The sequence below is a fragment of the Streptomyces sp. NPDC001415 genome (genome assembly GCF_053597395.1).
This window is the reverse complement of the sequence record NZ_JBSFIE010000040.1, coordinates 1-25278: the sequence shown is the minus strand read 5'-3', so window position 1 is coordinate 25278 and position 25278 is coordinate 1. Positions and strand designations below refer to the sequence as shown.

At 69.7% G+C, this 25278-nt stretch carries 22 protein-coding genes, 1 tRNA gene and 1 rRNA gene; 1 reads left to right on the top strand and 23 read right to left on the bottom strand.

The window, feature by feature from the left end; genetic code table 11:
• Window positions 1–2: 2 nt before the first annotated feature.
• The 22 genes from atpA to ACWC2B_RS33035 form a co-directional block, all read right to left on the bottom strand.
• Complete coding sequence (gene atpA, locus ACWC2B_RS33140) at window positions 3–1595, bottom strand: F0F1 ATP synthase subunit alpha (RefSeq protein WP_450723184.1); 1593 nt, start codon at window positions 1593–1595, stop codon at window positions 3–5.
• 139 nt (window positions 1596–1734) lie between these two features.
• Window positions 1735–2550 (bottom strand): F0F1 ATP synthase subunit delta, encoded by an 816-nt coding sequence (locus ACWC2B_RS33135; protein WP_450723182.1) that lies wholly within the window; start codon window positions 2548–2550, stop codon window positions 1735–1737.
• A complete protein-coding gene (locus ACWC2B_RS33130; protein ID WP_063802014.1) occupies window positions 2547–3083 on the bottom strand; it encodes a F0F1 ATP synthase subunit B in 537 nt (178 codons plus the stop codon). The genes ACWC2B_RS33135 and ACWC2B_RS33130 overlap by 4 nt, the downstream gene beginning before the upstream one ends.
• Before the next feature lie 51 nt (window positions 3084–3134).
• A complete protein-coding gene (gene atpE, locus ACWC2B_RS33125) occupies window positions 3135–3368 on the bottom strand; it encodes an ATP synthase F0 subunit C (protein WP_053726990.1) in 234 nt (77 codons plus the stop codon).
• A 73-nt stretch (window positions 3369–3441) separates the two neighbouring features.
• Entirely contained in the window at window positions 3442–4266 is an 825-nt protein-coding gene (gene atpB, locus ACWC2B_RS33120) for a F0F1 ATP synthase subunit A (protein WP_450723179.1), read from the bottom strand.
• 225 nt (window positions 4267–4491) lie between these two features.
• Complete coding sequence (locus ACWC2B_RS33115) at window positions 4492–4929, bottom strand: hypothetical protein (protein WP_398879228.1); 438 nt, start codon at window positions 4927–4929, stop codon at window positions 4492–4494.
• 264 nt (window positions 4930–5193) lie between these two features.
• A complete protein-coding gene (locus ACWC2B_RS33110) occupies window positions 5194–6534 on the bottom strand; it encodes an MraY family glycosyltransferase (RefSeq protein ID WP_450723253.1) in 1341 nt (446 codons plus the stop codon).
• A gap of 223 nt (window positions 6535–6757) precedes the next feature.
• The gene (locus ACWC2B_RS33105) at window positions 6758–7999 is read right to left on the bottom strand and encodes a serine hydroxymethyltransferase (protein WP_450723177.1); all 1242 of its coding nucleotides are present in this window, start codon (window positions 7997–7999) and stop codon (window positions 6758–6760) included.
• A gap of 66 nt (window positions 8000–8065) precedes the next feature.
• The gene (locus tag ACWC2B_RS33100; RefSeq protein ID WP_189963670.1) at window positions 8066–8716 is read right to left on the bottom strand and encodes an arsenate reductase/protein-tyrosine-phosphatase family protein; all 651 of its coding nucleotides are present in this window, start codon (window positions 8714–8716) and stop codon (window positions 8066–8068) included.
• Window positions 8713–9360 (bottom strand): L-threonylcarbamoyladenylate synthase, encoded by a 648-nt coding sequence (locus ACWC2B_RS33095; protein ID WP_386155165.1) that lies wholly within the window; start codon window positions 9358–9360, stop codon window positions 8713–8715. The genes ACWC2B_RS33100 and ACWC2B_RS33095 overlap by 4 nt, the downstream gene beginning before the upstream one ends.
• Before the next feature lie 46 nt (window positions 9361–9406).
• The gene (prmC, locus tag ACWC2B_RS33090) at window positions 9407–10288 is read right to left on the bottom strand and encodes a peptide chain release factor N(5)-glutamine methyltransferase (RefSeq protein ID WP_450723174.1); all 882 of its coding nucleotides are present in this window, start codon (window positions 10286–10288) and stop codon (window positions 9407–9409) included.
• Between the two features lie 32 nt (window positions 10289–10320).
• Window positions 10321–11400 carry a peptide chain release factor 1 gene (gene prfA / locus ACWC2B_RS33085; RefSeq protein ID WP_053726982.1) on the bottom strand — a complete coding sequence of 360 codons (1080 nt, stop codon included), beginning with the start codon at window positions 11398–11400 and terminating at the stop codon, window positions 10321–10323.
• Window positions 11401–11502: 102 nt separating this feature from the next.
• Complete coding sequence (gene rpmE, locus ACWC2B_RS33080; RefSeq protein WP_189963666.1) at window positions 11503–11727, bottom strand: 50S ribosomal protein L31; 225 nt, start codon at window positions 11725–11727, stop codon at window positions 11503–11505.
• A 156-nt stretch (window positions 11728–11883) separates the two neighbouring features.
• Entirely contained in the window at window positions 11884–12993 is a 1110-nt protein-coding gene (locus ACWC2B_RS33075; protein WP_450723171.1) for an LCP family protein, read from the bottom strand.
• 242 nt (window positions 12994–13235) lie between these two features.
• A complete protein-coding gene (locus ACWC2B_RS33070; protein WP_450723169.1) occupies window positions 13236–14864 on the bottom strand; it encodes a trypsin-like serine protease in 1629 nt (542 codons plus the stop codon).
• A gap of 337 nt (window positions 14865–15201) precedes the next feature.
• A complete protein-coding gene (gene rho, locus ACWC2B_RS33065) occupies window positions 15202–17277 on the bottom strand; it encodes a transcription termination factor Rho (RefSeq protein WP_450723167.1) in 2076 nt (691 codons plus the stop codon).
• 403 nt (window positions 17278–17680) lie between these two features.
• Window positions 17681–18598 carry a homoserine kinase gene (gene thrB / locus ACWC2B_RS33060; protein ID WP_450723165.1) on the bottom strand — a complete coding sequence of 306 codons (918 nt, stop codon included), beginning with the start codon at window positions 18596–18598 and terminating at the stop codon, window positions 17681–17683.
• A 281-nt stretch (window positions 18599–18879) separates the two neighbouring features.
• Window positions 18880–19938 (bottom strand): threonine synthase, encoded by a 1059-nt coding sequence (gene thrC, locus ACWC2B_RS33055; protein ID WP_450723163.1) that lies wholly within the window; start codon window positions 19936–19938, stop codon window positions 18880–18882.
• 6 nt (window positions 19939–19944) lie between these two features.
• Complete coding sequence (locus tag ACWC2B_RS33050) at window positions 19945–21237, bottom strand: homoserine dehydrogenase (RefSeq protein WP_450723161.1); 1293 nt, start codon at window positions 21235–21237, stop codon at window positions 19945–19947.
• A gap of 98 nt (window positions 21238–21335) precedes the next feature.
• The gene (gene lysA, locus ACWC2B_RS33045) at window positions 21336–22727 is read right to left on the bottom strand and encodes a diaminopimelate decarboxylase (protein WP_450723159.1); all 1392 of its coding nucleotides are present in this window, start codon (window positions 22725–22727) and stop codon (window positions 21336–21338) included.
• A gap of 81 nt (window positions 22728–22808) precedes the next feature.
• Window positions 22809–23795, bottom strand: coding sequence for an ArgS-related anticodon-binding protein NrtL (gene nrtL / locus ACWC2B_RS33040; RefSeq protein ID WP_450723157.1), 987 nt, complete (start codon window positions 23793–23795; stop codon window positions 22809–22811).
• 89 nt (window positions 23796–23884) lie between these two features.
• On the bottom strand, window positions 23885–24319 hold the full coding sequence (locus ACWC2B_RS33035; protein WP_450723155.1) for a response regulator: 435 nt from the start codon (window positions 24317–24319) through the stop codon (window positions 23885–23887).
• Window positions 24320–24476: 157 nt separating this feature from the next.
• Here ACWC2B_RS33035 and ACWC2B_RS33030 point away from each other — a divergent pair.
• Window positions 24477–24548: transfer RNA gene (locus ACWC2B_RS33030), tRNA-Arg, on the top strand.
• A 487-nt stretch (window positions 24549–25035) separates the two neighbouring features.
• On the opposite strand, the gene rrf is transcribed toward ACWC2B_RS33030, so the two are convergent.
• A 5S ribosomal RNA gene (rrf, locus tag ACWC2B_RS33025) occupies window positions 25036–25152 on the bottom strand.
• Between the last annotated feature and the right edge of the window lie 126 nt (window positions 25153–25278).

Here is a 25278-nt window from a genome sequence, read left to right as displayed (position 1 = left end):
CGTCACTTGCTGGTGCTGACCGGCGTGTCGTCGCCGAGGAGCTTGCCGTCCGAGGTCTCGAACTGACGCTTGAAGCCGGCGATGGCGTCGCCCACCGACTGCAGGGTGTCGTCCGACATCTTCGCGCCCTCGGCGATCGAGGTGAGGAGCTCCTTGCGCTCGCGGCGCAGGTACTCCAGCAGCTCGGCCTCGAAGCGGCGGATGTCCTCGACCGGGACGTCGTCCATCTTGCCGGTGGTGCCGGCCCAGATGGAGACGACCTGCTCCTCGACCGGGAACGGCGAGTACTGCGGCTGCTTCAGCAGCTCGACCATGCGCTTGCCGCGCTCAAGGGAGGCCTTGGAAGCGGCGTCCAGGTCGGAACCGAAGGCGGCGAACGCCTCCAGCTCGCGGTACTGGGCGAGGTCGACACGCAGTCGGCCGGACACCTGGCGCATCGCCTTGTGCTGCGCGGAACCACCGACTCGGGAGACGGAGATACCGACGTTCAGCGCGGGGCGCTGACCGGCGTTGAACAGGTCCGACTCCAGGAAGCACTGGCCGTCGGTGATGGAGATGACGTTGGTCGGGATGAACGCCGACACGTCGTTCGCCTTGGTCTCGACGATCGGCAGACCCGTCATCGAGCCGGCGCCCATCTCGTCCGACAGCTTCGCGCAGCGCTCAAGCAGACGCGAGTGCAGGTAGAAGACGTCACCCGGGTAGGCCTCGCGGCCCGGCGGACGGCGCAGCAGCAGGGACACGGCGCGGTAGGCGTCGGCCTGCTTCGACAGGTCGTCGAAGATGATGAGGACGTGCTTGCCGTCGTACATCCAGTGCTGGCCGATGGCCGAACCGGTGTACGGGGCAAGGTACTTGAAGCCGGCCGGGTCGGACGCGGGCGCGGCGACGATCGTCGTGTACTCCAGCGCGCCGGCCTCTTCCAGGGCGCCACGCACGGAGGCGATGGTCGAGCCCTTCTGGCCGATGGCGACGTAGATGCAGCGGACCTGCTTCTTCGGGTCGCCCGAACGCCAGTTGTCGCGCTGGTTGATGATCGTGTCGACGGCCAGAGCGGTCTTGCCGGTCTGACGGTCACCAATGATCAGCTGACGCTGGCCACGGCCGATCGGCACCATCGCGTCGACGGCCTTGTAACCGGTCGCCATCGGCTCGTGCACCGACTTACGGACCATGACGCCCGGAGCCTGCAGCTCCAGGGCGCGGCGGCCGTCGGTCTCGATCTCGCCGAGGCCGTCGATCGGGTTGCCGAGCGGGTCGACGACGCGGCCGAGGTAGCCCTCGCCTACGCCGACCGAGAGCACCTCACCGGTGCGCTGCACCGGCTGGCCCTCTTCGATTCCGCTGAACTCGCCGAGGACGATCGCACCGATCTCGCGCTCCTCAAGGTTGAGGGCGAGACCAAGGGTTCCGTCCTCGAACCGCAGCAGCTCGTTCGCCATGGCCGAGGGAAGACCCTCGACCTTCGCGATGCCGTCACCGGCAACGCTGACCGTACCGACCTCCTCGCGCGAGGCCGCGTCCGGCTGGTACGACTGGACAAAGGTCTCCAGCGCGTCCCGGATCTCCTCCGGCCGGATCGTGAGCTCCGCCATCTGGGTTCCCTGCTCTCCTTGTTGGGCCCGAAGTTTCTAAGGGGGTCTGGGGGCCGACCCCCAGGAATCTTCTGCAATTTCTGCACGGCCCAACCGGGCCGCTGGTGTTGCTAATTCAGTTGCTGTGCCGACCGCGAGGTCAGCGCGCCAGCCGTCGGTTCGCCTCTTCGAGGCGCTCCGCGATGGTGCCCTCGATGACCTCGTCGCCGACGCGCACCGAGATCCCGCCGAGGACCTCGGGGTCCACGTCGAGGTTCAGGTGCATCTGGCGGCCGTAGATCTTCGCCAGAGCCGCACCGAGGCGCTGCTTCTGGACGTCGGTCAGCGGAACCGCCGAGGTGACGACGGCGACCATCCGGTCCCGGCGATGTGCGGCGAGCTTGGAGAGGGACTCCAGTCCCGCTTCCAGGCTACGTCCACGCGGCCGGGTCACAAGACGGCCGACCAGACGCTCGGTGACCGGGTTCGCCCTGCCGCCGAGCAGGCTGCGCAGCAGCTCGCTCTTGGCCGCGACCGTGGCGGTGCGGCTGGTGAGCGCGGAGCGCAGCTCGGTGCTGGAGGTGACGATGCGGCCGAACCGGAACAGCTCGTCCTCGACGTCGTCCAGCGCGCCCGACTGCTGCGCGGCGGTGAGGTCGGCGGTGGCCGCCAGTTCTTCCAGCGAGTCCACCAGGTCACGGGACTGCGACCAGCGGGAGCGGACCATGCCGCCCACCAGGTCGGCGGTCTCGCCGCCCACCTGGCCGCCGAGCAGACGCCCGGCCAGCTCGGCCCTGGCCTCGCCGGCCTGCGCCGGGTCGGTCAGGACCCGACGCAGCGAGACCTCGCGGTCGAGCAGCGTGGTGACGGCGGCCAGCTCGTCGCCGAGCTTCGCCGCGTCGACGGACGTGTTGTCCATCAGCGCGTCGAGACGCTCGCGTGCGGCGGCCAGTGCCTCGCGGCTCGCGCCGTTCATCGGACGGCCTCGGCCTTCTCTTCGAGCTCGCCGAGGAAACGGTCGATGGTGCGGCTCTGGCGGGCGTGGTCCTCAAGGGACTCGCCGACCAGCTTGCCGGCCAGGTCGGTCGCCAGCTTGCCCACGTCCTGACGGAGCGAGTGCGCGGCGGCCTTGCGGTCGGCCTCGATCTGGGCGTGGCCGGCAGCGATGATCTCCTCACGCTGCCGCTGGCCTTCCGCCCTCATCTCCTGGATGAGCGCGGTGCCCTGCTCGGTCGCCTCCTGGCGCAGGCGCGCAGCCTCGTGGCGGGCCTCGGCGAGCTGCGCCTTGTACTGCTCAAGGACGCTCTGGGCCTCGGTCTGAGCGGCCTCGGCCTTCTCCATCCCGCCTTCGATGGCCTCGCGACGCTCGTCCAGAACCTTGTTGATGTTCGGGAGGAGCTTCTTGGCGAGGAAGCCGAAGACGATGACGAAGGCGATGAGGCCGATGACGAGCTCAGGCCACGGCGGAACGAGGGGGTTTTCCTTGCCCTCGGCCGCCAGCTGAACCATGGTGAGGTTCACATCAGTGCCTTTCGTCGGTCGGTCTGGTCGTGGTTCGTCTTAGTAGACGAACGGCATGACGAGGCCGATCAGGGCCAGCGCCTCACAGAACGCGAAACCGAGGATCTGGTTGGCGCGGATCAGGCCGGCCGCTTCGGGCTGACGGGCGAGAGCCTGCGTGCCGTTACCGAAGATGATGCCGACGCCGACGCCGGGGCCGATCGCGGCGAGGCCGTACCCGATGGAGCTGAGCGAGCCGGTGACGCCATCGGAGGCAGCGAGGATCTGGGACATGCCAGTTCTTCCTTCTCTTTCACGGACCGGTGGGGGTTGGCCACCGGACGACTGGGGGTATGGAGGGGAGCGGTCAGTGGTGCTCGGCGAGCGCGCCCTGGATGAAGACGCAGGCCAGCAGCACGAACACGTACGCCTGGACGGCCTGGATGAAGAGCTCGAACGCGGTCATCACGACGACCATCACGAAGGAGACGCCGGAGTACGCGATGCCGATGCCGTTGAGCATGTACCAGCTGGCGATCGTGAACAGCAGCAGCAGGGTGTGACCGGCGAACATGTTCGCGAAAAGTCGCACCGCGTGAGTGAAGGGGCGGACCAGCACGTTCGAGAAGAACTCGATGACCATGACCAGCGGCAGCACGCCACCCAGCGACTTGTCGTAGCCGGTCAGGTTCTTGAAACCGCCGACGAAGCCGTGGCGCTTGAACGTGAGCGTCATCCAGATCACGTAGACGATCAGCGCGAGGACCGCCGGGTACGCGATGATCGACGTCACCGGGAACTGGGCGACCGGGACGATCGACCAGAGGTTCATCATCCAGACGAAGAAGAAGATCGAGACCATGAGGGGGACCCACTTCTCGCCCTCCTTCTTGCCGATCGTCTCGTAGACGATGCCGCGGCGTACGAAGTCGTAGCCGGCCTCGGCGACCATCTGGAACTTGCCGGGAACGAGCTTCGGCTTGCGGAAGGCCGCCCAGAAGAAGCCGACGATGATCAGCGAGCCCAGCAGGGCCAGCAGCATCGGCTTGTTGAAGTACAGGCCGTTGGTGTCGCCCCAGAGCGGCTCGAAGAGGAACGAGTGCAGGCCGGGACCCTCGAAGCCACAGCCGTTCGACTGGAAGATGTGGCAGCTCGGATCGAAGGCGAGCACCTGCGTCGGGTCAGCACTCACCGCGGGCTCCTTCAGCGTGGCGCATAGGTACGGCAACCTCGATGTGTCGGCGCGGCGCGCAGCCGCGGTTCGGCACTGGACTGGTGTTACGGATGATGGGGCGGCGGTCGGGCATCAAGCCTCGCGATTGAGCAGGCGTCAGCTCAGATGCCCGCGCCCGCAGTGCCGCAGTTGGCACCGGACGATAGCAGGGTCCTGAACTCGCGTTTATTCCGGCCCTACCGTTCACGTCGACGGCCCCGTCTTTTCGGGCTTGTTGCCCTCAGCGGTATCCGGTTCGACGTAAAGGATCTTGGCCTTCATGTGCGCACGCGCCTGCGCGCCGATCCAGACGAGGGTCAGCGCGACGAGGGTTGCGGCAAAGCATTTGGGGTTGAACAGCGTCGTGTTCTTGAAGACCGCGACAAAGATGAAGAGCAGGAGCAACTGCGCGGTGTACAGCATCAGTCCCATGGCCTGGAACAGATGCGGAAGCGATTTGGCAGTGCGTTCCAGGACGACGAGTCCGATGCCCATGAAGAGGATCACGACCAGCGTCGCGACGATGGCACCCACCGCTCCCTTGCCGCCCGCGACCACACCGCTGATCACGGCGGCAACAGCGCCCGCGGCAGCGGTGGGTAGGGCGGTCTGGAGAAGAGTGCGTGCGTCGTTGGACGGCATGGCGGCAGCTCCGCTTGCTGGTGGGGGCAAAGTGGTGTCGTCATGGACGAGCGTAGGCCCGGGCCGAGTTGGTCCCTCGGGCCAACGGACCGTCGCACTACGGTCCTTCGGCTCTGGCGCCGGGTCTCGTGAACCGTATCACAAACTATTTGATGAGGTCTTTACCATGGAAGTGTGCTGCCCATCACACTTGAGAGTGACGCTGCGCGTTTGTGCGCAACGGGCGGCGAGATGTCTGGTATTGGGCGTCGACGCGGCAATTCGTCAGCGCGACGCACCGGTCTTCCGTCGGTCGGGGAAACGCGAACGGGGGCCGATCGCGGTCGCCCCGTTGACGCCGGAGACCCCGGCGGCCACAGGAGTGCGCTCGCCGCGCACCTCGTCGTCGTCCTCGGAAGCGAGCGAGTGCACCGTCTCGGGCTCGCCCCGCGCGTGCCGGTAGCGCGGCGGCACGAACCGCTCGGCCCACTGAGGGGTGCGCGGCGCGAACCGCGGCAGCAGCAACAGGACGAGCCCGACCGCGCTCAGCGCGACGATCACGAGCATGATCCACATCGACGCCGAGTTCACCGAGTAGGCGACCGCGCCGAACGCGATGAGCGCCGACCAGAAGTACATGATCAGCACCGCCCGGCTGTGCGAGTGGCCGATCTCCAGGAGCCGATGGTGCAGGTGGCCGCGGTCCGCGGCGAACGGCGACTGCCCGTTCCAGGTCCTGCGGACGATGGCGAGTACGAGGTCGGCCATCGGGATCGCGATGATCGACAGCGGCATGAGCAGCGGGATGAAGACCGGCAGCATCGCGTGCGTGGCATCGCGGGTGCCGCCGAAGTTGAGCTTCATCGCGTCGGGGTCGACCTGCCCCGTGATGGAGATCGCGCCGGCCGCGAGCACCAGGCCGATCAGCATCGAGCCCGAGTCGCCCATGAAGATCCTGGCCGGATGCATGTTGTGCGGCAGGAAGCCCAGGCACATGCCCATGAGGACGGCGGCGAACAGGGTGGCGGGGGCGGCCGCCTCGATTCCGTACCCGTACCAGATCCGGTAGCCGTACATGAAGAACGCCGCCGACGCGAGGCACACCATGCCGGCGGCCAGGCCGTCGAGGCCGTCCACGAAGTTCACCGCGTTGATGGTGATCACAACGAGCGCGACCGTGAGCAGAGTGCCCTGCCAGGACGTCAGCGAGACCGAGCCGATGCCGGGGATGGGCAGCCAGAGGATGGTCAGACCCTGCATGACCATGACGCCCGCGGCGATCATCTGGCCGCCGAGCTTGATCAGGGCGTCGATCTCGAACTTGTCGTCCAGGACGCCGATCAGCCAGATCAGCGCGGCGCCGGACAGCAGCGCCCGGGGTTCGTTGGACTGGAAGACGCCGTTGAGGCCGTCGAGGTGGTCGGCCACGAGCAGACCCGCGCACAGGCCGCCGAACATGGCGATGCCGCCGAGCCTCGGCGTCGGCTCCCGGTGCACGTCACGCGCGCGAATCTCCGGCATCGCACCGACGGCGATGGCGAACTTCCGCACCGGCCCGGTGAGCAGGTAGGTCACCGCGGCCGTGACGCAGAGCGTCAGCAGGTATTCACGCACGGGCTGCCCCAGAGGTATCGCTGGCCATCTCAGCCCCACACCCTAGCTTCGCGCGCATGTGGTTGAGGACATTCGTATCCGGCACATGGTTGCAGGTATCCCGCCGCAGCGAGGATAAGCCCGTATTTTTCCCGTATGCGAACCCGGTGAGCAGGCCCCGGATCGCTGAAAGTGGATCTTCTTGAGGAGAGGCGGATCCTTTTTGAGCCTTCTTGAGGATGGGGATCGGGCCTTCTCAAGGAGGAGGGAATCTTTCCGCCAGTTCCCTTGCCTCCGCCCGCACCTTGGGATCCTCTCGCATCGCCATCGCGAACAGCACCGCGATTCTGGCCATCTCCGCCTCCCCCATGCCCTGGGTGGTGACGGCGGCGGTGCCGAGCCGGATGCCGCGGGCGTCCACATGCGGCAGGGCGCAGCTGTCCAGGACGAGCCCGGCGCCCGCGAGCCGGCCGCGCGCGGTGCGCCCGTCGATGCCGAACGGCGCCGGGTCGGCGAGCAGGAGGTGGGTGTCGGTGCCGCCGGTGACCACCCCGAACCCCTCGGCGAGCAGCCCCTCGGCCAGCGTGCGCGCGTTGGCGACCACCTGGTGGGCGTACGCGGTGAAGGCGGGGGTGGACGCCTCGCCGAAGGCGATGGCCTTGGCGGCGATCGTGTGCATCTGGGCGCCGCCCTGCGTGAAGGGGAAGACGGCGCGGTCGATGCGGGCGGCGAGGTCACTGCCGCAGAGGATCAGCCCGCCGCGCGGCCCGCGCAGCACCTTGTGGGTGGTGGCGCACACGACGTCGGCGTACGGGACCGGGCTCGGCGCCGCTCCCCCGGCGACCAGGCCGATGGGGTGGGCGGCGTCCGCGATGAGGTAGGCGCCCACGTCGTCGGCGATCTCGCGGAAGGCCTGGTAGTCCGGGTGGCGGGGGTACGCGATCGAGCCGCACACGATCGCCTTGGGCCGGTGCTCGACCGCCAGGTCCCACACCTCGCCGTAGTCGATGAGGCCGGTGTCCGGCTCGACGCCGTACCCGACGAAGTCGAACCAGCGCCCGGAGAAGTTGGCGGGCGAGCCGTGCGTGAGGTGTCCGCCGAAGGGGAGCCCCATCGCCAGAACGGTGTCTCCCGGCTTCAGGAGCGCCGCGTAGGCCGCCAGTACCGCCGAAGTCCCCGAATGCGTCTGTACGTTGGCGTGGGCGGCCCCGAACAGGGCTTTGGCGCGGTCGACGGCGATGCGCTCGGCGACGTCGACGACTTCGCAGCCGCCGTGGTGGCGGGCGCCGGGGTAGCCCTCGGCGTACTTGTTGCCCAGTTGGGAGCCCAGAGCCGCGCGCACGGCCGGCGAGGTGAAGTTCTCGGCGGCGATCAACTGCAGCGAGGCGGCCTGCCGCTCGGCCTCGCCGAGCAGCACGTCGGCCATTTCGGGGTCCTGCCGCCTTACGGCTTCGAACCCCGCGAGTTCGGTGCGGCTGTCTACGGAGGTGACCGGCATGTCCCCAGGGTAGATCTGGGCCGCCGAGCGCGCCCGGTGTGACGGGGAGCCGTACTCCCCCGGATGTCAGTGGTGGGTCGGCACACCCGTCAGCGCCGTGACCACCGGGTCCAGGGCCTGGTTGATCTCGTCGCCGATGGAGCGGAAGAACGTGATCGGGGCGCCGTAGGGGTCGTTGACCTCGTCGGCCTCGGCGCTCGGGGCGAGCAGCCAGCCGCGCAGCGCGGCCGCGGCCCGCACCAGGGCCCTGGCCCGCTCCACCATGCCCTCCTGGAGCGGATCGGGCAGCGTGGCCGGGTCTATGGCCCGTACGAGACGGGTGAACTCCTTCAGGGTGAAGGTGCGCAGGCCCGCCGAGTGGCCCATCGAGATGACCTGGGCGCGGTGGTCGCGGGTGGCGGTGAGCACCAGGTCGGCGGTGATGACGTGCTCGTCGAGGAGCTCGCGCCCGGTGAAGCCGGTGGCGTCCGCGCCGAAGTCGGCGAGGACGGCGGCGGCGTTGGCCTCCATCGGGGCGCCCTCGTGCCCCCAGGTGCCGGCGCTCTCCACGATGAGGCCGCCCGTGAACGGGTCCCCGAGCCGATCGCTCAGGGCATGGCGGGTCAGCCGCTCGGTGATCGGCGAGCGGCAGACGTTGCCGGTGCTGACGTGGAGGATGCGGAACGAGTTCCCCGCGGGGTGAACCGTGCCTATGCCACGCCCCTCAGGGGCGGTCAATTGGCCACCTCAAGATCGGGTACCACCTTGCGCAGCTCGTCCGCGTCGAGGGCGCCCGCGCGCAGCAGGACCGGGACCTTGCCGGTCACGTCCACGATCGAGGACGGGACGATGCCCGGGGTCGGGCCGCCGTCCAGGTACACCGAGACGGAGTCGCCGAGCATGCCCTGGGCCGCGTCGCAGTCCTCCGGCGCGGGGTGGCCGGTCAGGTTGGCGGAGGACACGGCCATCGGGCCGACCTCGGTGAGCAGTTCGATGGCGACCGGGTGCAGCGGCATCCGGATCGCGACGGTGCCCCGGGTGTCGCCGAGGTCCCACTGGAGCGACGGCTGGTGGCGCGCGACCAGGGTGAGGGCGCCCGGCCAGAACGCGTCGACGAGCTCCCAGGCCTGCTCGGTGAAGTCGGTGACCAGGCCGTGCAGGGTGTTCGGCGAGCCGATGAGCACAGGGGTGGGCATGTTGCGGCCGCGGCCCTTGGCGTCGAGCAGGTCCGTGACGGCCTGCGAGCTGAACGCGTCGGCGCCGATCCCGTACACGGTGTCGGTCGGCAGCACCACGAGCTCGCCGCGGCGGACGGCGGACGCGGCTTCGCGCAGACCGGTCGTGCGGTCCGTCGCGTCGTTGCAGTCGTATCGCCGAGCCATTAGCGGGCCTCCTCGTACACGTACACGGTCTGGGTGTTGCGGCTGGTCACGGTGTGGCCTTGCGGGCCGTGGCGAAGCGCGGGCGGTTGTTGAGGTCGGGGTGGTCGGCCGCGTCCGCCCACCCGGCCTCCTCGTTGAAGATCCACGGCACTTGGCCGCCCTGGGTGTCGGCGTGCTCGATGACGACGAGCCCGCCGGGCCGCAGGAGGCGGTGCGCGGTGCGTTCGATGCCCCGGATGGTGTCGAGACCGTCCTCACCGGAGAACAGCGCGAGCTCGGGGTCGTGGTCGCGCGCCTCGGGGGCGACGTACTCCCACTCGGTGAGCGGGATGTACGGCGGGTTGGAGATGACCAGGTCGACCTGGCCGTCCAACTCGGGCAGCGCGGTGAGCGCGTCGCCCTGGTGGAGAACGACGCGGGACCCCTCGACGTTCTTCCGCGTCCACTCCAGGGCGTCCTCGGACAGCTCGACGGCGTGCACGCGCGAGCGCGGCACCTCCTGCGCCATGGCGAGCGCGATGGCGCCCGATCCGGTGCACAGGTCGACGATGAGCGGCTCGACGACGTCCATCGCGCGCACGGCGTCTATGGCCCAGCCGACCACGGACTCGGTCTCCGGCCGGGGCACGAACACCCCTGGTCCCACTTGGAGTTCGAGGTAGCGGAAGAAGGCGCGGCCGGTGATGTGCTGGAGCGGCTCGCGGGCCTCGCGGCGGGCGATCGCCTCCCAGTAGCGCGCGTCGAAGTCCGCGTCCTTGACGTTGTGCAGCTCTCCCCGCTTGACGCCGTGGATGTGCGCGGCGAGCTCCTCCGCGTCGAAGCGCGGGGAGGGCACGCCGGCGTCGGCCAGCCGCTGGGTGGCCTGGGCCACCTCGGCAAGCAGCACGCTTCGGGGGCCTGGGGGTCGCCCCCCAGAGTTTTGCTGCACGCTGGTCCTCCGGCAGTCGTACGGGGGTGGGATTACTGGGCGGCCGCGAGCTTGGCGGCGGAGTCCGCGTCGACGCAGGCCTGGATCATCGCGTCCAGGTCGCCGTCGAGGACCTGGTCCAAGTTGTACGCCTTGAAGCCGACCCGGTGGTCCGAAATGCGGTTCTCCGGGAAGTTGTACGTCCGGATCTTCTCGGAGCGGTCGACGGTGCGCACCTGGCTGCGGCGGGCGTCGGCGGCCTCCTGCTCGGCGGCCTCCTGGGCGGCGGCGAGCAGCCGGGAGCGCAGGATGCGCATGGCCTGCTCCTTGTTCTGGAGCTGGCTCTTCTCGTTCTGACAGGAGGCGACGACACCGGTCGGGACGTGCGTGATACGTACGGCGGAGTCGGTCGTGTTGACGGACTGGCCGCCGGGGCCCGAGGAGCGGTACACGTCGATGCGGAGGTCGTTCATGTTGATCTCGACGTCGACCTCCTCGGCCTCGGGCGTGACGAGCACGCCGGCGGCCGAGGTGTGGATGCGGCCCTGCGACTCGGTGGCCGGCACGCGTTGCACGCGGTGCACGCCGCCCTCGTACTTCAGCCGCGCCCAGACGCCCTGGCCGGGCTCGGTCGCGCCGTTGCCGCCCTTGGTCTTCACGGCGACCTGGACGTCCTTGTAGCCGCCGAGCTCGGACTCGGTGGAGTCGATGATCTCGGTCTTCCAGCCGACCCGCTCGGCGTAGCGCAGGTACATGCGCAGGAGGTCACCGGCGAACAGGGCCGACTCGTCGCCGCCCGCACCCGCCTTGATCTCCAGGAGTACGTCCTTGTCGTCGCTCGGGTCGCGCGGGACCAGGAGCAGGCGGAGCTTCTCGGTGAGCTCCTCGCGCTGCGCGGTCAGGTCCTTGACCTCGGCGGCGAAGTCGGGGTCGTCGGCCGCGAGTTCGCGGGCCGTCTCGATGTCCTCACCCGTCTGCTTCCAGGCGCGGTAGGTCCCGACGATCGGCGTCAGCTCGGCGTAGCGCTTGTTCAGCTTGCGCGCGTTGGCCTGATCGGCGTGGACCGAAGGGTCGGCGAGCTTCGTCTCAAGATCGGCGTGCTCGCCGATCAGGTCCTCGACCGCTTCGAACATCGGTGGCTCCTGGGTTTCAAACGGAGAAGTAGGGCTGGACGGCAAAGCGCCGGTCGCGGCGCCCCCGGAACGGAGGCGCCGCGGACCGGCGCTGTTGGCTCGCTACTTCGCGGCGGAGCCGGCAGCCTTGCCGAAGCGGGCCTCGAAGCGGGCCACACGGCCGCCGGTGTCCATGATCTTCTGCTTGCCCGTGTAGAACGGGTGGCACTCGGAGCAGATTTCGGCGCGGATGGAGCCGCCGCCGATCGTGCTACGGGTGGTGAAAGCCGCGCCACAGGTGCAGCTGACCTGGGTCTCGACGTACTCGGGGTGGATGTCGCGTTTCAAGGTGTCTCCTAGGTTCGGGAGGGCTCCGGGTCGCAGGCGCGGATTGCGCGTACGTGAACCGGGGCCGACGTACCAGTCTGCCAGGACTGGCCGCATCTCCCAAAACCGGGGTGGATGCACATCTATTCCCGGAGCGTCCGAAGGCCGCCGATGGTGCTACTGACCGGCGACGTAGCCGCCCGCGGTGCCCTTGTCGCCCGCCGAGCCGGCGGTCGCGGACGCCGGGATCGGCTGGTCCTTGGCGAGGGCGTCCCAGACCTCCTGGGACTCCTTGGCGAGCGGGCTGACGCGGTTGGGGTCGGCCTTGTCGTACTGCACCGGCAGCGTGATCATCTTGACGTTGGACGCGTCCAGGCCCTTGAGCCCGTTGGCGAAGCCGATCAGCGAGTTGATCGAGCTGAGGTCCGAGTCGGTGGTGATCGCCTTGGTGGCGGCGTCGGCGAGCCCGTACAGCTTGGTCGGGTTACTGAAGACGCCGACGCTCTTGACCTGGCTGATCAGCGCCTTGATGAAGGCCTGCTGGAGCTGGATGCGGCCGAGGTCGCTGCCGTCGCCGACCACGCCGTGCCGGGTGCGCACGAGGCCGAGCGCCTGCTCGCCGTTGAGGGTGTGCTTGCCGGCCGGGAGGTCGAGGTGGCTCTTGTCGTCCTTGATCGGCTTGTTGGTGGTGACGGGCACCCCGCCGAGCTGGTCGATGAGCTTCTTGAAGCCGGTGAAGTCGACCTCGATGTAGTGGTCCATGCGGATGCCGGACATCTGCTCGACGGTCTTAACCGCACAGGCCGGGCCGCCGACCTCGTACGCCGTGTTGAACATCTGGCGCCTGGCGCCCGGGGCGGTCTTGCCGCCGGGGGCGGTGCAGGAAGGGCGGGTAACCAGGGTGTCGCGCGGGATGGAGACGACGCTCGCGGTCTTGTGGCCCTGGTAGACGTGGATGATCATCGCGGTGTCGGACCGGGCGCCGCCCTCGTCCTCGCCGTACTCCTTGTTGGCGCCGGCCCGCGAGTCCGAGCCGAGGACCAGGATGTCCATCGAGCCGTTGTCGACGTTCTGCGGGCGGTCGGTGCCGAGCTGGGCGTTGATGTCGACGCCCTTGAGGTTGCCGTTGAGCTTGAAGTACACGTAGCCGAGTCCCCCGCCGCCGACGAGGACGACGCCTGCCGCGCTCCACGCGGCGATTCTCGCGGCGCGACGGCGCGTGCTGGGCTGCTTGCGGCGCTTGCCCGCCCCGCGTATTCGGCTGCTGCGTGTGCCCTGCTCGCCCATGGTCTCCTCAGTTCTCGGTGCTCCTCCGGTTACCCCCTGCCCAGGTGTACAGGCACGGTTTGTCGACACTCGTCAGACGCCGAAGCACCAAGCAGGGTTGCACAGGGTTCTAAGAAGGCCGTAAGAGCGCATCGGGCCCGGACCGCAAGCCGGTCTCGGGCCCACCGCTCTCACCTGCACGTTCGCGGCGGCCCCGGGCTGTGTCCGGAGCCGCCGCGAACGTGATGCGTGTGTCGAACGCCTCAGCCGATGAGGCTGTAGCCGCCCCAGCCGCCGCCGACCTGGTAGCGGTCGCCGAAGGCGCCGCGCCCGTTGCCCGGGTAGAGCCAGAGCACCCCCGCGCCGTCGCGCGCGAAGAGGTCCGCCCTGCCGTCCCCGTCCACGTCGCCGGTGGCGGCGTACCCCGGGAAGGTCCAGCCCGCGGAGCCCGCGAGGGAGCGGTTGCCGAAGGCGCCTCGGCCGGTGCCCGGGTAGAGCCACAGCTTGCCGGAGGTGTCCTGGGCCAGCAGGTCGGCCTTGCCGTCACCGCTGTAGTCACCCTTGCCCACCAGGACCAGCGGACCCCAGCCGCCGCCGAGGGCCGAACGGTTGCCGAAGGCTCCGTCGCCCTTGCCGGGGTAGAGCCACAGCTGCCCGCTGGTGTCGACCGCGAGCAGGTCGGTCAGGGCGTCGCCGTTGAGGTCGCCCGGCAGCGCGATGGACTTCATCGCACCCCAGCCGCCGCCCAGGTCCTGATGGGCATAGGCGTTGGTGGCCGCGGCGTAGTGGTACCAGTCGAGGTGCCCGCCTGTCGTGCGCAGCACGAAGTCCTGGCGCTGGTCGCGGTCGAGGTCGGCCTGGCGGACCACGTCGTAGCCGCGCCAGTCGCCGAGCGAGTACCGGTTGCCGATGGTGATGCCCTGCGAGTAGTACGCGAAGCCCTCACCGGTGGCGTCGTTCCGCGCGAACAGGTCGGCGCGTCCGTCGAAGTTCAGGTCGGTGTCGTCGGTCCGGGGAGCGACGAGCCCGGCGAAGGTGCTGAGCTTCGAGTAGACGCTGTACGAGCCCGCCGCCACGCAGTCCGCGCGGCCCCAGGACACCACGCCCACGATGCGGTTGCCCACGACCAGCGGGCCGCCCGAGTCGCCGTTGCAGGGCGAGACCGTGCCCGCGTCGGCGCCGCTCGCCGGGTTCCCCGCGCACGTCATCTGGCCCGCGACGAAGGAGTTCTCGGGTGCCTGGTTGTAGTACGCGGCGCAAGTGGCGTCGGCCTGGACCGGGATGGTCGCCTTGAGCAGCGACATCGAGACGTCCTGGTTGGTGGAGCTGATGCGGCCCCAGCCGTACACCGTGGCCGGGGTGCCCGGCTGGTAGGCGACGCTCTCGTCGGCCGAGGCCGGCTGGAGCGTCTGGTACGGCAGCGGCGCGGCCAGGGTCAGCACGGCCACGTCCCCGGTGAGGGCGCCCGCGTCGAACGCCGGGTTCGACCACTGGCGCGCCACGTTGACCAACTGGCCGCCGTGCAGGTCGCCGTTCAGCGGGTATTCGGTGGTGCCGCCGAGGATGACGCCGTTCTTCGTCCAGTCCCGGCCCGCCACGCAGTGGGCGGCGGTGAGGACCTTGCCGGGGGCGACGAGGGTGCCGCCGCAGAAGATGCCCTGGCTGGTGACCGGGTCGTTGTAGAAGAGCTGGACCATCCAGGGCGCCTCGCCGACCGCGGCGGGCGTACCGCCGATGATCTTCGGGTCCTGGCCGCCCGGCGCCTTCGAGCCGCTGGGCGCGGGACTCTGGGTGGCGGGGGTGAAATTGCTGGTCGCGCTCTTGAGCCGGGCCTTCAGTTCCGCTTGGGAGGCCGGGGCCGGTGGCGCCTGGACGCTCTGCCTGCCCGGCATCGGTGGAGCCTGGGATGCCTGGGCCGGCGCTGCCCCGAGGGCCAGCGATCCCAGTGCGAATACGGCGGTCGCCGCAGGGAGGGCATTGCGCACCCTCCGCCTGCCAGATGTCATTCGATCTCCCCATGGGTTGACCCGTAAATGCGCAGGGGAATGCGGGCGCCAAAAAACGAAAAAGCCCTGCCCGGCGGTAGCCCAGGGCAGAGCTCGGCGGCTCAGTGGCGTATCAGTAATACGTTCCCCCCACTTACGGCCCGCTGATAGTACTGCGCAAAAAACGCCCCCGTCACCGAAATGACGGGGGCGCTCTCAAGTGGCCCTGGTGGAGCCGGAGTTGCTAGTCGTTGCCGTTGCCCGGACCCGGGGTCGTCTTCTGGATCTGGAGCAGGAACTCGGCGTTCGACTTCGTCTGCTTCATCTTGTCGAGGAGCAGTTCGATGGCCTGCTGCTGGTCGAGCGCGTGCAGCACCCGGCGCAGCTTCCAGACGACCGCGAGCTCGTCGCTGCCGAGCAGGATCTCTTCCTTGCGGGTGCCGGACGCGTCCACGTCCACCGCCGGGAAGATGCGCTTGTCGGCGAGCTTGCGATCGAGCTTGAGCTCCATGTTGCCGGTGCCCTTGAACTCCTCGAAGATCACCTCGTCCATGCGCGAGCCGGTCTCCACGAGCGCGGTGGCGAGGATGGTCAGCGAGCCGCCGTCCTCGATGTTGCGCGCGGCACCGAAGAAGCGCTTCGGCGGGTAGAGCGCGGTCGAGTCGACACCACCGGACAGGATGCGGCCGGAGGCCGGGGCCGCCAGGTTGTACGCACGGCCCAGACGGGTGATCGAGTCGAGCAGCACGACCACGTCGTGACCGAGCTCGACGAGACGCTTGGCGCGCTCGATGGCCAGCTCGGCGACGGTGGTGTGGTCCTCGGCGGGACGGTCGAAGGTCGAGGAGATGACCTCGCCCTTCACCGACCGCTGCATGTCGGTGACCTCTTCCGGACGCTCGTCGACCAGGACGACCATCAGGTGGCACTCGGGGTTGTTGTGGGTGATCGCGTTGGCGATCGCCTGCATGATCATGGTCTTGCCGGTCTTCGGCGGGGCCACGATCAGGCCTCGCTGGCCCTTGCCGATCGGCGACACGAGGTCGATGATCCGCGTGGTCAGCACGCCCGGGTCGGTCTCCAGACGGAGCCGGTCCTGGGGGTAGAGCGGGGTCAGCTTGTTGAACTCCGGGCGGCCGCGGCCCGAGTCGGCCGCCATGCCGTTGGAGGAGTCGAGGCGCACCAGCGCGTTGAACTTCTCGCGGCGCTCGCCGTCCTTGGGCTGGCGGACGGCTCCGGTGACGTGGTCACCCTTGCGCAGACCGTTCTTGCGGACCTGGGCGAGCGATACGTACACGTCGTTCGGGCCCGGCAGGTAGCCGGAGGTCCGGATGAACGCGTAGTTGTCGAGGATGTCCAGGATGCCCGCGACGGGGATCAGGACGTCGTCGTCGGCGACCTGCGGCTCGGCGCCGAACTCCTCGCGGCCACCGCGGCGGCCACGGCGGTCGCGGTAGCGTCCGCGCCGACCACGGCGGCTGCCGTCGTCGTCGAAGTCGTCCTGCGGGCCGTTGTTCTGCTGCTGGCCCTGCTGCTGGCCGCCCTGGCGCTGCTGGCGCTGGCCGCCCTGCTGGTCCTCGCCCTTGCCGCCGCGCTCACCGCGCTGACGGTCGCCCCGCTCACCACGGTCGCCCCGCTCACCGCGCTGGCGGTCCCGGCGGTCACCGCGGTCGCCCCGCTCGCCGCGGTCACGGCGCTCGCGGCGGCCCTCGGCGGTGTCGACCGCCTCGGCGGCCTTCGCCTCGGGCTGGGCCGCGGCCTCGGGGGTCTTCACCTCGGCCTTGGCCTCCGTCTTGGTGACGGTCTCGACAGCGGCCGAGGCGGACTCGGGGCTGCCGGAGGGCGCGGTCGCGCGGCGACGGCGCCGCTCGCCGACGGGCTGGTCGTCGCCGGAGGCGCCTCCCTGGTCGGAGACCTTGGGGGACGGCTGGCCGGGGATGTCGATCTGCTGCTGCGCGGGCTGCTTGTCGGCTGCGGGCGCGGCGGCCTCGTCGCCCGTACGGGCCTTGGAGGTGGCACGGCGCTTCGGCTTGGACTCGGCGTCCGCAGAAGACGCAGCACTCTTGGCCGGAGCCGCGGAACCGCCTCCGGCCTGCGCCTCCTTGATGACCTCGATCAGCTGGCTCTTGCGCATGCGCGCGGTGCCCCTGATGCCGAGGCCGGACGCGACCTGCTGCAGCTCGGCCAGGACCATGCCGTCGAGGCCGGTGCCGGAGCGGCGGCGCCGTGAGGTGGTGCCAGAGGCAGCACCTGCGGCGGGCGCGGCGTTGTCGACAGAGCTGTCGGCACTCACGCCCATCAGATCGGTGGTGTCGCTCACGAAGGGTCCTTCCCTGGAGCGGACGTCGGCCTGTCTGGCTCGGCGACCGGTTGTGCTGTCCGGCTGCGGCCTGTGATCTTGTCGACCACGGATCGTGCCGGGGCGGTGGTCCGCCGCGTACGGCGGAGAGATAAACGTGCGTGGGTTCCGGCCCGAGGTCCCCCTACTCGGCCCCTGCTGGGAAAAAGCGTGGGGTGTCGTGCCGGTTCCGGAGCGTGCTCGAAACTGCTCAGGCAGGCTGCACAGGCAGTTGGGGAGGCTCTCGGAAGAATGGCGGTCCCTGAAGGGGACACGAAGCACCGCGCCACGAAGACGACCGATGCAGACTTGAGGTTAACACTACCGGATCCAACAAACATTCCCCCTCTCGTTCACCGGCAAGCCGTGCTCCCTGCGCCCGGACCTACGATCCGAGCGGCAGGACGCTCGCGCCCGCGGCGTCGAGACTGAGCCGGTTGGCGGCCCACCCCTCCCCCGCCAGGCGTGCGACCTTGTCGGCCGCACCGTCCTCGACCAGCGCGAGCACCGTGGGCCCCGCGCCGGAGATGACTGCGGGAACGCCGTCCGCACGCAGCCGGTTGACCAGTGCCACGCTCTCCGGCATCGCCGGTGCGCGGTACTCCTGGTGGAGCCGGTCCTCGGTGGCCGCCAGCAGCAGCTCGGGGCGCCTGGTCAGGGCCTCCACGAGCAGGGCCGCCCGGCCGGCGTTGGCCGCGGCGTCGACGTGCGGAACGGTGCGCGGAAGCAGGCCCCGGGCCGTCTCCGTCAGGACCGCCTTACCCGGCACGAAGACCACCGGAACGATGGAATCCGCCGGGTCCATCCTGATCGCGCGGGCCGCGCCGCCGTCCATCCAGGACAGCGTGAAACCGCCGAGCAGACAGGCGGCCACGTTGTCGGGGTGCCCCTCGATCTCGGTCGCGAGCTCCAGCAGGGCCGCGTCGTCGAGGCGGGCGTCACCGCCTATGGTCACGGCGCGCGCGGCGACGATGCCGGCGCAGATGGCGGCGGAGGAGGAGCCGAGGCCGCGGCCGTGCGGGATGCGGTTGGCGCAGACGACCTCCAGGCCGCGCGGCTGCCCGCCGAGCAGGTCGAAGGCCGTACGCAGCGAACGTACGAGCAGGTGGCTCTCGTCGCGGGGCAGCGTCTCGGCGCCCTCGCCCGCGATGTCGATGCCCAGGCCGGAGTCGGCGACGCGGACGACCACGTCGTCGTACAGCCCCAGTGACAGGCCCAGGGAGTCGAAGCCGGGGCCGAGGTTGGCACTGGTGGCGGGGACGCGCACCCGTACGGCGGCGGCGCGGAATGCGGGACCGGCCATCGCTCTGATGACTCCTTGTGAGGCTGCTGCTGATATCTGCTGCGAGATTTTCGAAGACGTACGGAACACCCGAGGGCCACGTGGGCAACTGCACCACGGCATATGCGGCGGGGCGGGTTGAGTACAGCCTATCGAAGGAAGGTTCTGTGGCGACATAGGGCGCACAGGAGGCGCACGATGCGTGTCGCGAGCCCCCTGTGCCCCTACGTGCGGGCTTGTCCGGCTTTACGTACGCGTCCTGGCGATGCAGGACGCGTACGTCACAGCGATGCGTAAGGGAACTACGCCAGACCGAGGCGTTCGGCCGCGGCCGCCGCGTCGACGGGGACCGTGACGGGCTGCGGGGCGCCCGCGACGGCCCAGTCGGGGTCCTTGAGGCCGTTTCCGGTCACCGTGCACACGATCTTCTGGCCCGGGTCGACGAGACCGCGCTCGGCGGCCTTGAGCAGCCCGGCCACCGAAGCGGCCGAGGCGGGCTCGACGAAGACGCCCTCCTGCGAGGCGAGCAGCCGGTACGCGCGCAGAATCTCACGGTCCGTCACTTCGTCGATGAATCCGCCGGATTCGTCCCGCGCGGCCAGTGCGAACTGCCACGAGGCCGGGTTGCCGATGCGGATCGCGGTGGCGATCGTCGAGGGGTCCTTGACGACCTCACCGCGCACGATCGGCGCCGAACCCGACGCCTGGAAGCCCCACATGCGCGGGGTGTGCGTCGAGATGCCGTCGGCGGCGTACTCCTTGTAGCCCTTCCAGTACGCCGTGATGTTGCCGGCGTTGCCCACGGGCAGGACGTGGATGTCGGGGGCGTCGCCGAGCATGTCCACGATCTCGAACGCGGCTGTCTTCTGGCCCTCGATGCGCACCGGGTTGACCGAATTGACCAGCGCCACCGGGTAGTTGTCGGACAGCGAGCGGGCCAGCGTGAGGCAGTCGTCGAAGTTGCCGTCGACCTGGAGGATCTTGGCGCCGTGGATGAGGGCCTGGCCCATCTTGCCGAGCGCGATCTTGCCCTGCGGCACGAGCACCGCGCACACCATGCCGGCGCGCACCGCGTAGGCGGCGGCCGAGGCCGAGGTGTTGCCGGTGGAGGCGCAGATGACGGCCTTGGCGCCCTCCTCCTTCGCCCGCGTGATCGCCATCGTCATGCCGCGGTCCTTGAAGGACCCGGTCGGGTTCGCGCCCTCGACCTTGAGGTGCACCTCGCAGCCCGTGCGCTCGGAGAGCACCTGCGCGGGCACGAGGGGCGTGCCGCCCTCGCGGAGGGTGACGACCGGCGTCGTAGCGGAGACGGGGAGCCGGTCCCGGTACTCCTCGATGATTCCGCGCCACTGGTGGGTCATTGCTGGTTACTCCCCTTCAACACGCATGATGCTGGCGACACCACGCACGGTGTCGAGCTTGCGCAGGGCGTCCACGGTCCCGGTGAGGGCCGCGTCGGCCGCGCGGTGGGTGACGACGACGAGGGACGCCTCGCCGTCCTTGCCGGACTGCCGCACGGTGTCGATGGACACCCCGTGCTCGGCGAAGACCGTCGCGACCTGGGCGAGCACGCCTGGCTTGTCGGCCACGTCGAGGCTGATGTGGTAGCGGGTCACGACATCGCCCATGGGGCTCACGGGCAACTGCGTGTACGCCGACTCACCGGGCCCGGTGGAGGCACTGAGCTTGTTGCGGCAGACCGCGACCAGATCGCCCAGGACCGCGGACGCGGTCGGAGCGCCGCCCGCTCCGGGCCCGTAGAACATGAGCTGTCCGGCGGCCTCGGCCTCGACGAACACCGCGTTGTACGCGCCGCGCACGGACGCCAGCGGATGGTCGAGCGGGATCATCGCCGGGTGGACGCGGGCGGTCACGGAGCCCCCGTCGGCGGCCCGCTCGCAGATCGCGAGCAGCTTGATGGTGCAGCCCATCTGGCGCGCCGAGGCGAAGTCGGCGGCGGTGACCTCGGTCATGCCCTCGCGGTACACGTCGTCGAGGCGGACCCGGGTGTGGAAGGCGATCCCGGCGAGGATGGCGGCCTTGGCGGCGGCGTCGAAGCCCTCGACGTCGGCGGTCGGGTCGGCCTCGGCGTAGCCGAGCGCGGTGGCCTCGTCGAGGGCCTCCTGGTAGCCGGCGCCCGTCGAGTCCATCTTGTCGAGGATGAAGTTGGTCGTGCCGTTGACGATGCCGAGCACGCGGTTGACCTTGTCGCCGGCCAGCGACTCGCGCAGCGGGCGGATCAGCGGGATCGCGCCGGCCACGGCGGCCTCGTAGTACAGGTCCCGGCCGTGCTCGACGGCCGCCGCGTGCAGGGCCGCGCCGTCCTGGGCGAGCAGCGCCTTGTTCGCGGAGACGACAGAGGCGCCGTGCTCGAAGGCGGTGGTGATGAGCGCCCGGGCGGGCTCGATGCCGCCGATGACCTCGACGACGACGTCGATGTCGCCGCGTTTGACGAGGGCGGTGGCGTCGGTGGTGACCAGGGCGGGGTCGATGCCCTCGCGCACCTTCGAGGGCCGGCGGACGGCGACTCCGGCGAGCTCCACGGGAGCGCCGATGCGCGCCGTGAGGTCGTCGGCGTGCGTCGTCATGATGCGCGCCACCTCTGAGCCGACCACTCCACAGCCCAGCAGCGCCACCTTCAGCGGACGCGTACGCATCATCCGACCTCGTTTCCTCTTCAAACCTGGAATGCGAACCAGTCTCACTCACCGGACCGGAGTTTCTGCCCCCGGTCCGGATCCTGAGACAACTATTTCATTTACCCGACGTCGAGACGCAGGAGATCTTCCTCCGTCTCACGCCGGACGATCACCCGCGCCGATCCGTCGCGCACGGCGACGACGGGCGGGCGCAGCGCGTGGTTGTAATTGCTGGCCATGGAGCGGCAGTACGCCCCGGTGGCCGGCACGGCAATCAGATCACCCGGCGCGAGATCCGCGGGCAGGAATGCGTCACGGACCACGATGTCACCGCTCTCGCAGTGCTTTCCGACCACCCTGACCAGCATCGGCTCGGCGTCCGAGGTCCGCGAGACGAGCGAGACCGAGTACTCGGCGTCGTACAGCGCGGTCCGGATGTTGTCGGACATGCCGCCGTCCACGCTCACGTACGTCCGCAGCCCTTCGAGCGGCTTGATCGTGCCGACCTCGTACAGCGTGAAGGCGGTCGGCCCGACGATCGCGCGGCCCGGCTCGACCGAGATGCGGGGGGCGCGAAGGCCGGCGGCGTCGCACTCGCGCGTGACGATCTCGGTCAGCGCCTTGGCGATCTCGTGCGGCTCGCTGGGGTCGTCGTCGGAGGTGTACGCGATGCCGAGCCCGCCGCCGAGGTCGATCTCGGGCAGCTCGACGCCGTGCTCGTCGCGGACCTCGGCGAGGAGCTGGACGACGCGTCGCGCGGACACCTCGAAACCGGCCATGTCGAAGATCTGCGACCCGATGTGCGAGTGAATTCCGACCAGTTCGATCCCGTCGAGCCTGAGCGCGCGCCGCACGGCCTCGGCGGCCTGGCCGTCGGCCAGCGCGATGCCGAACTTCTGGTCCTCGTGCGCGGTGGCGATGAACTCGTGGGTGTGCGCCTCGACGCCGACGGTCACGCGGATGAAGGCCTTCTGCACCTTCCCGAGCTCCTGGGCGATGTGCGCGACGCGCACGATCTCCTGGAAGGAGTCGAGCACGATCCGCCCGACCCCGGCCTCGACGGCCCGCCGGATCTCGGCCTCGCTCTTGTTGTTGCCGTGGAAGGCGATGCGCTCGGCGGGCATCCCCGCGTCGAGGGCGGTGGCGAGCTCGGTGCCGGAGCACACGTCGAGGTTGAGCCCCTCCTCGTGCAGCCAGCGCACGACGGCCCGCGACAGGAACGCCTTGCCGGCGTAGAACACGTCGGCGTCCCGGCCGAAGGCGTCGGCCCAGGCCCGGCACCGCTCGCGGAAGTCCTCCTCGTCGAGGAAGTAGGCGGGCGTGCCGAACTCCTCGGCGAGCCGCGACACTTCGAGCCCGCCGACGGTGAGCTCGCCGCTCTCGGCACGGGTGACGGTGCTCGACCAGACCTTCGGGTCAAGGGAGTTGAGGTCGGCGGGGGGCGCGGAGTAGTGCCCTTCGGTCAGCACGTCGGCGTGACGGGGACCGGCGGGGTGCGCGGATCGGCTCATGTTCTGTACGTCTCTTCTCTTACACGTCTGCGGTCATGTGCGCGCCTGACGGGCCATGTCTGCGGGCCATGTCTGCGCATGTCACAGAAACTCGGGGGCATCGACGCCGAGCAGGGACAGGCCGCCGGCCAGCACCGTCCCGGCGGCCTCGGCGAGGGCGAGCCGGTTGCGGTGGGCGGCCGAGGGTTTCTCGTCACCGAGCGGCAGTACGCGGTGCTGGAACCGGAGCAGTTCGTCGGCCACGGCTTCGAGCTGCCGCGCAAGCCGGTCCGGGGCGTGGTGCCGGGCAGCACTTTCGAGCACCCCGGGGTGATCGGAGAGCAGCCTGAGCAGAACCTCCCCACCTGGAACGGCCCCGACCTCACCCCGAAACCCCAGCTCAAGGGCATTGCGCGTGAGCGCGCGGCTCCTCGCGTACGCGTACCGCACCCGAAAAAGCGAATTGCCCTCCCGCTGAGCGAGCAGCTCTTCGACCTCGGTACGCGGCCGATCGTGCCGGGCGGCCCGGAGCATGGCCCAGCGGGCGGCATCGACACCGACGAGCTCGGCGAGCCGGGGCTCGGGACAGGCGACGAGGGGAAGAACCTGCCCCCCGTGCTCGACGACGCGGGCGAGAGCCCCCTGAGACCGAAGCAGCCGCACGACGACCTCGGTGACGACCCGGGCCCGCGCCTCGGAAACCTCGGCGAAGTCGTGGCTCTGCCCGAGAAGAGCGTCCCCGTATCCATACGGAGTCGTCGCGTCGAGCACCTGCCGTACGACGCCGGCCTTGCCGCCACGATCGAGGGTGATGTTGAGGAACCCGGGCCCGCTGATCTCGACGAGGGCGATCCCGGGCTGGTCGGCGATCCGCTGCCGCAGTACTTCGGCGACTCGGCGGGGCGGCAGTCCGGCCGCGGCGGCGAGCTTGAGGGCGATCCCGCTGGCGTAGTCGCCGCCGCCCCCGGGCCGGGGCCGCTCGACCTTGACGACGTCGGGCACCGCGTCACCCGCCACGCTCAGGGCGCCCTCGTCGACCGCGCTGCGCACGACGCGCACGACGGTACGGGAGAGCTCTGCGGGGGTCACGGGACCAGCGTATGGGAGAAGGGGGGTCCCTCCGCGAACCGGTTTCGCCATACGGGCAGGGCGGGCGCGCGGGGCCGGCGGAGCGGGGGTCAGCCCCGGGTGCTGCCGGCCCGCCCGGGCTCCCTGCTGCCGTCGGCAGACGGCGGAGCCTCCCGGTGCAGCAACTGCCGTACCACACGGACCAGTTCGGCGGGCTCGAAGGGCTTCGCGAGGAAGGCGTCGACCCCGGCGGCGAGCCCGGTCTCCACCTCGTACTGGGTGCAGGCACTGATGATCGCGACGGGCAGCCCGCTCGTACGGGGATCCGAGCGCAGCCGTGCGGCCGTACGGAGCCCGTCGAGCCGGGGCATCACGACGTCGAGGGTGATCACGTCGGGGCTGACCCGGTGAACGACTTCCAGGCACTCGGCACCATCGGCCGCGGTCACGACCTCGAAGCCCTCCAGCTCAAGGTTGACCCTGATCAGCTGCCGGATGACCTTGTTGTCGTCGACAACAAGAACCCGGCCGGACGCGCCTGACACACCTTGAGGTTAGGTCCGACGACGCCGCCGCGTCCGGGTTTTCCCCACTTCCACCCCGCCCGGGGGACGCGGGCCACCGGAGGACCCGAAATACCTGTTCACAGCCACCCCGGGAGAGCTGGTAGGGTTCTACCCGTCGCCGCCGAACGCGGCGGACGCCCCCGTAGCTCAGGGGATAGAGCAACGGCCTCCGGAGCCGTGTGCGCAGGTTCGAATCCTGCCGGGGGCACAGAAGCCGGACAGTGTGGTCAAACCGCTGATCGGCCGAAGTGCCAGACTTCAAGAGCCGGACCCAGTCTCACTGGGTCCGGCTCTTTGTCGTTGTCGCCCGCCTCTGTGGGGGGCCTGTGTGTGCGGGGGCCGGGGTCTTGGCGTCGGACTACCGGGGTGCCGGGAACCCTCTGCGGTGGCGAGGGCCGCTCATGCGCCAAGTGGCCCTGTAGAACGGCCTGCTGGCCCTTCCCGCCGCCCTTCTCCAGGCCTAGGGGCGGGGGCCGGGCGAGATGCAGGCGGGGCGCAGGCGAGGCGCACGAGCCTCGTGCAGGCTCCGGGTTGGCAGGGCCCTCTCTGTGCCGCCCGTGGTAGCACCCGTACGTATACGTGTCCCCCGCGCTTCTGCATGTTTCTATATCCCGCTCGCGCGTCCATAACGCGAGAAAGCCCCGCACCGTGACCGTAATCCCTTACGGTCGGGTGCGGGGCTTTCCCCACAATTTGTTCGGCGGCGTCCTACTCTCCCACAGGGTCCCCCCTGCAGTACCATCGGCGCTGAAAGGCTTAGCTTCCGGGTTCGGAATGTAACCGGGCGTTTCCCTAACGCTATGACCACCGAAACACTATGAAGTTGGAACTCAACCGGCACACGGGAGTTCGCTGCTTCAGAACAAACACAGTGGACGCGAGCAACTGAGGACAAGCCCTCGGCCTATTAGTACCAGTCAGCTCCACCCGTTACCGGG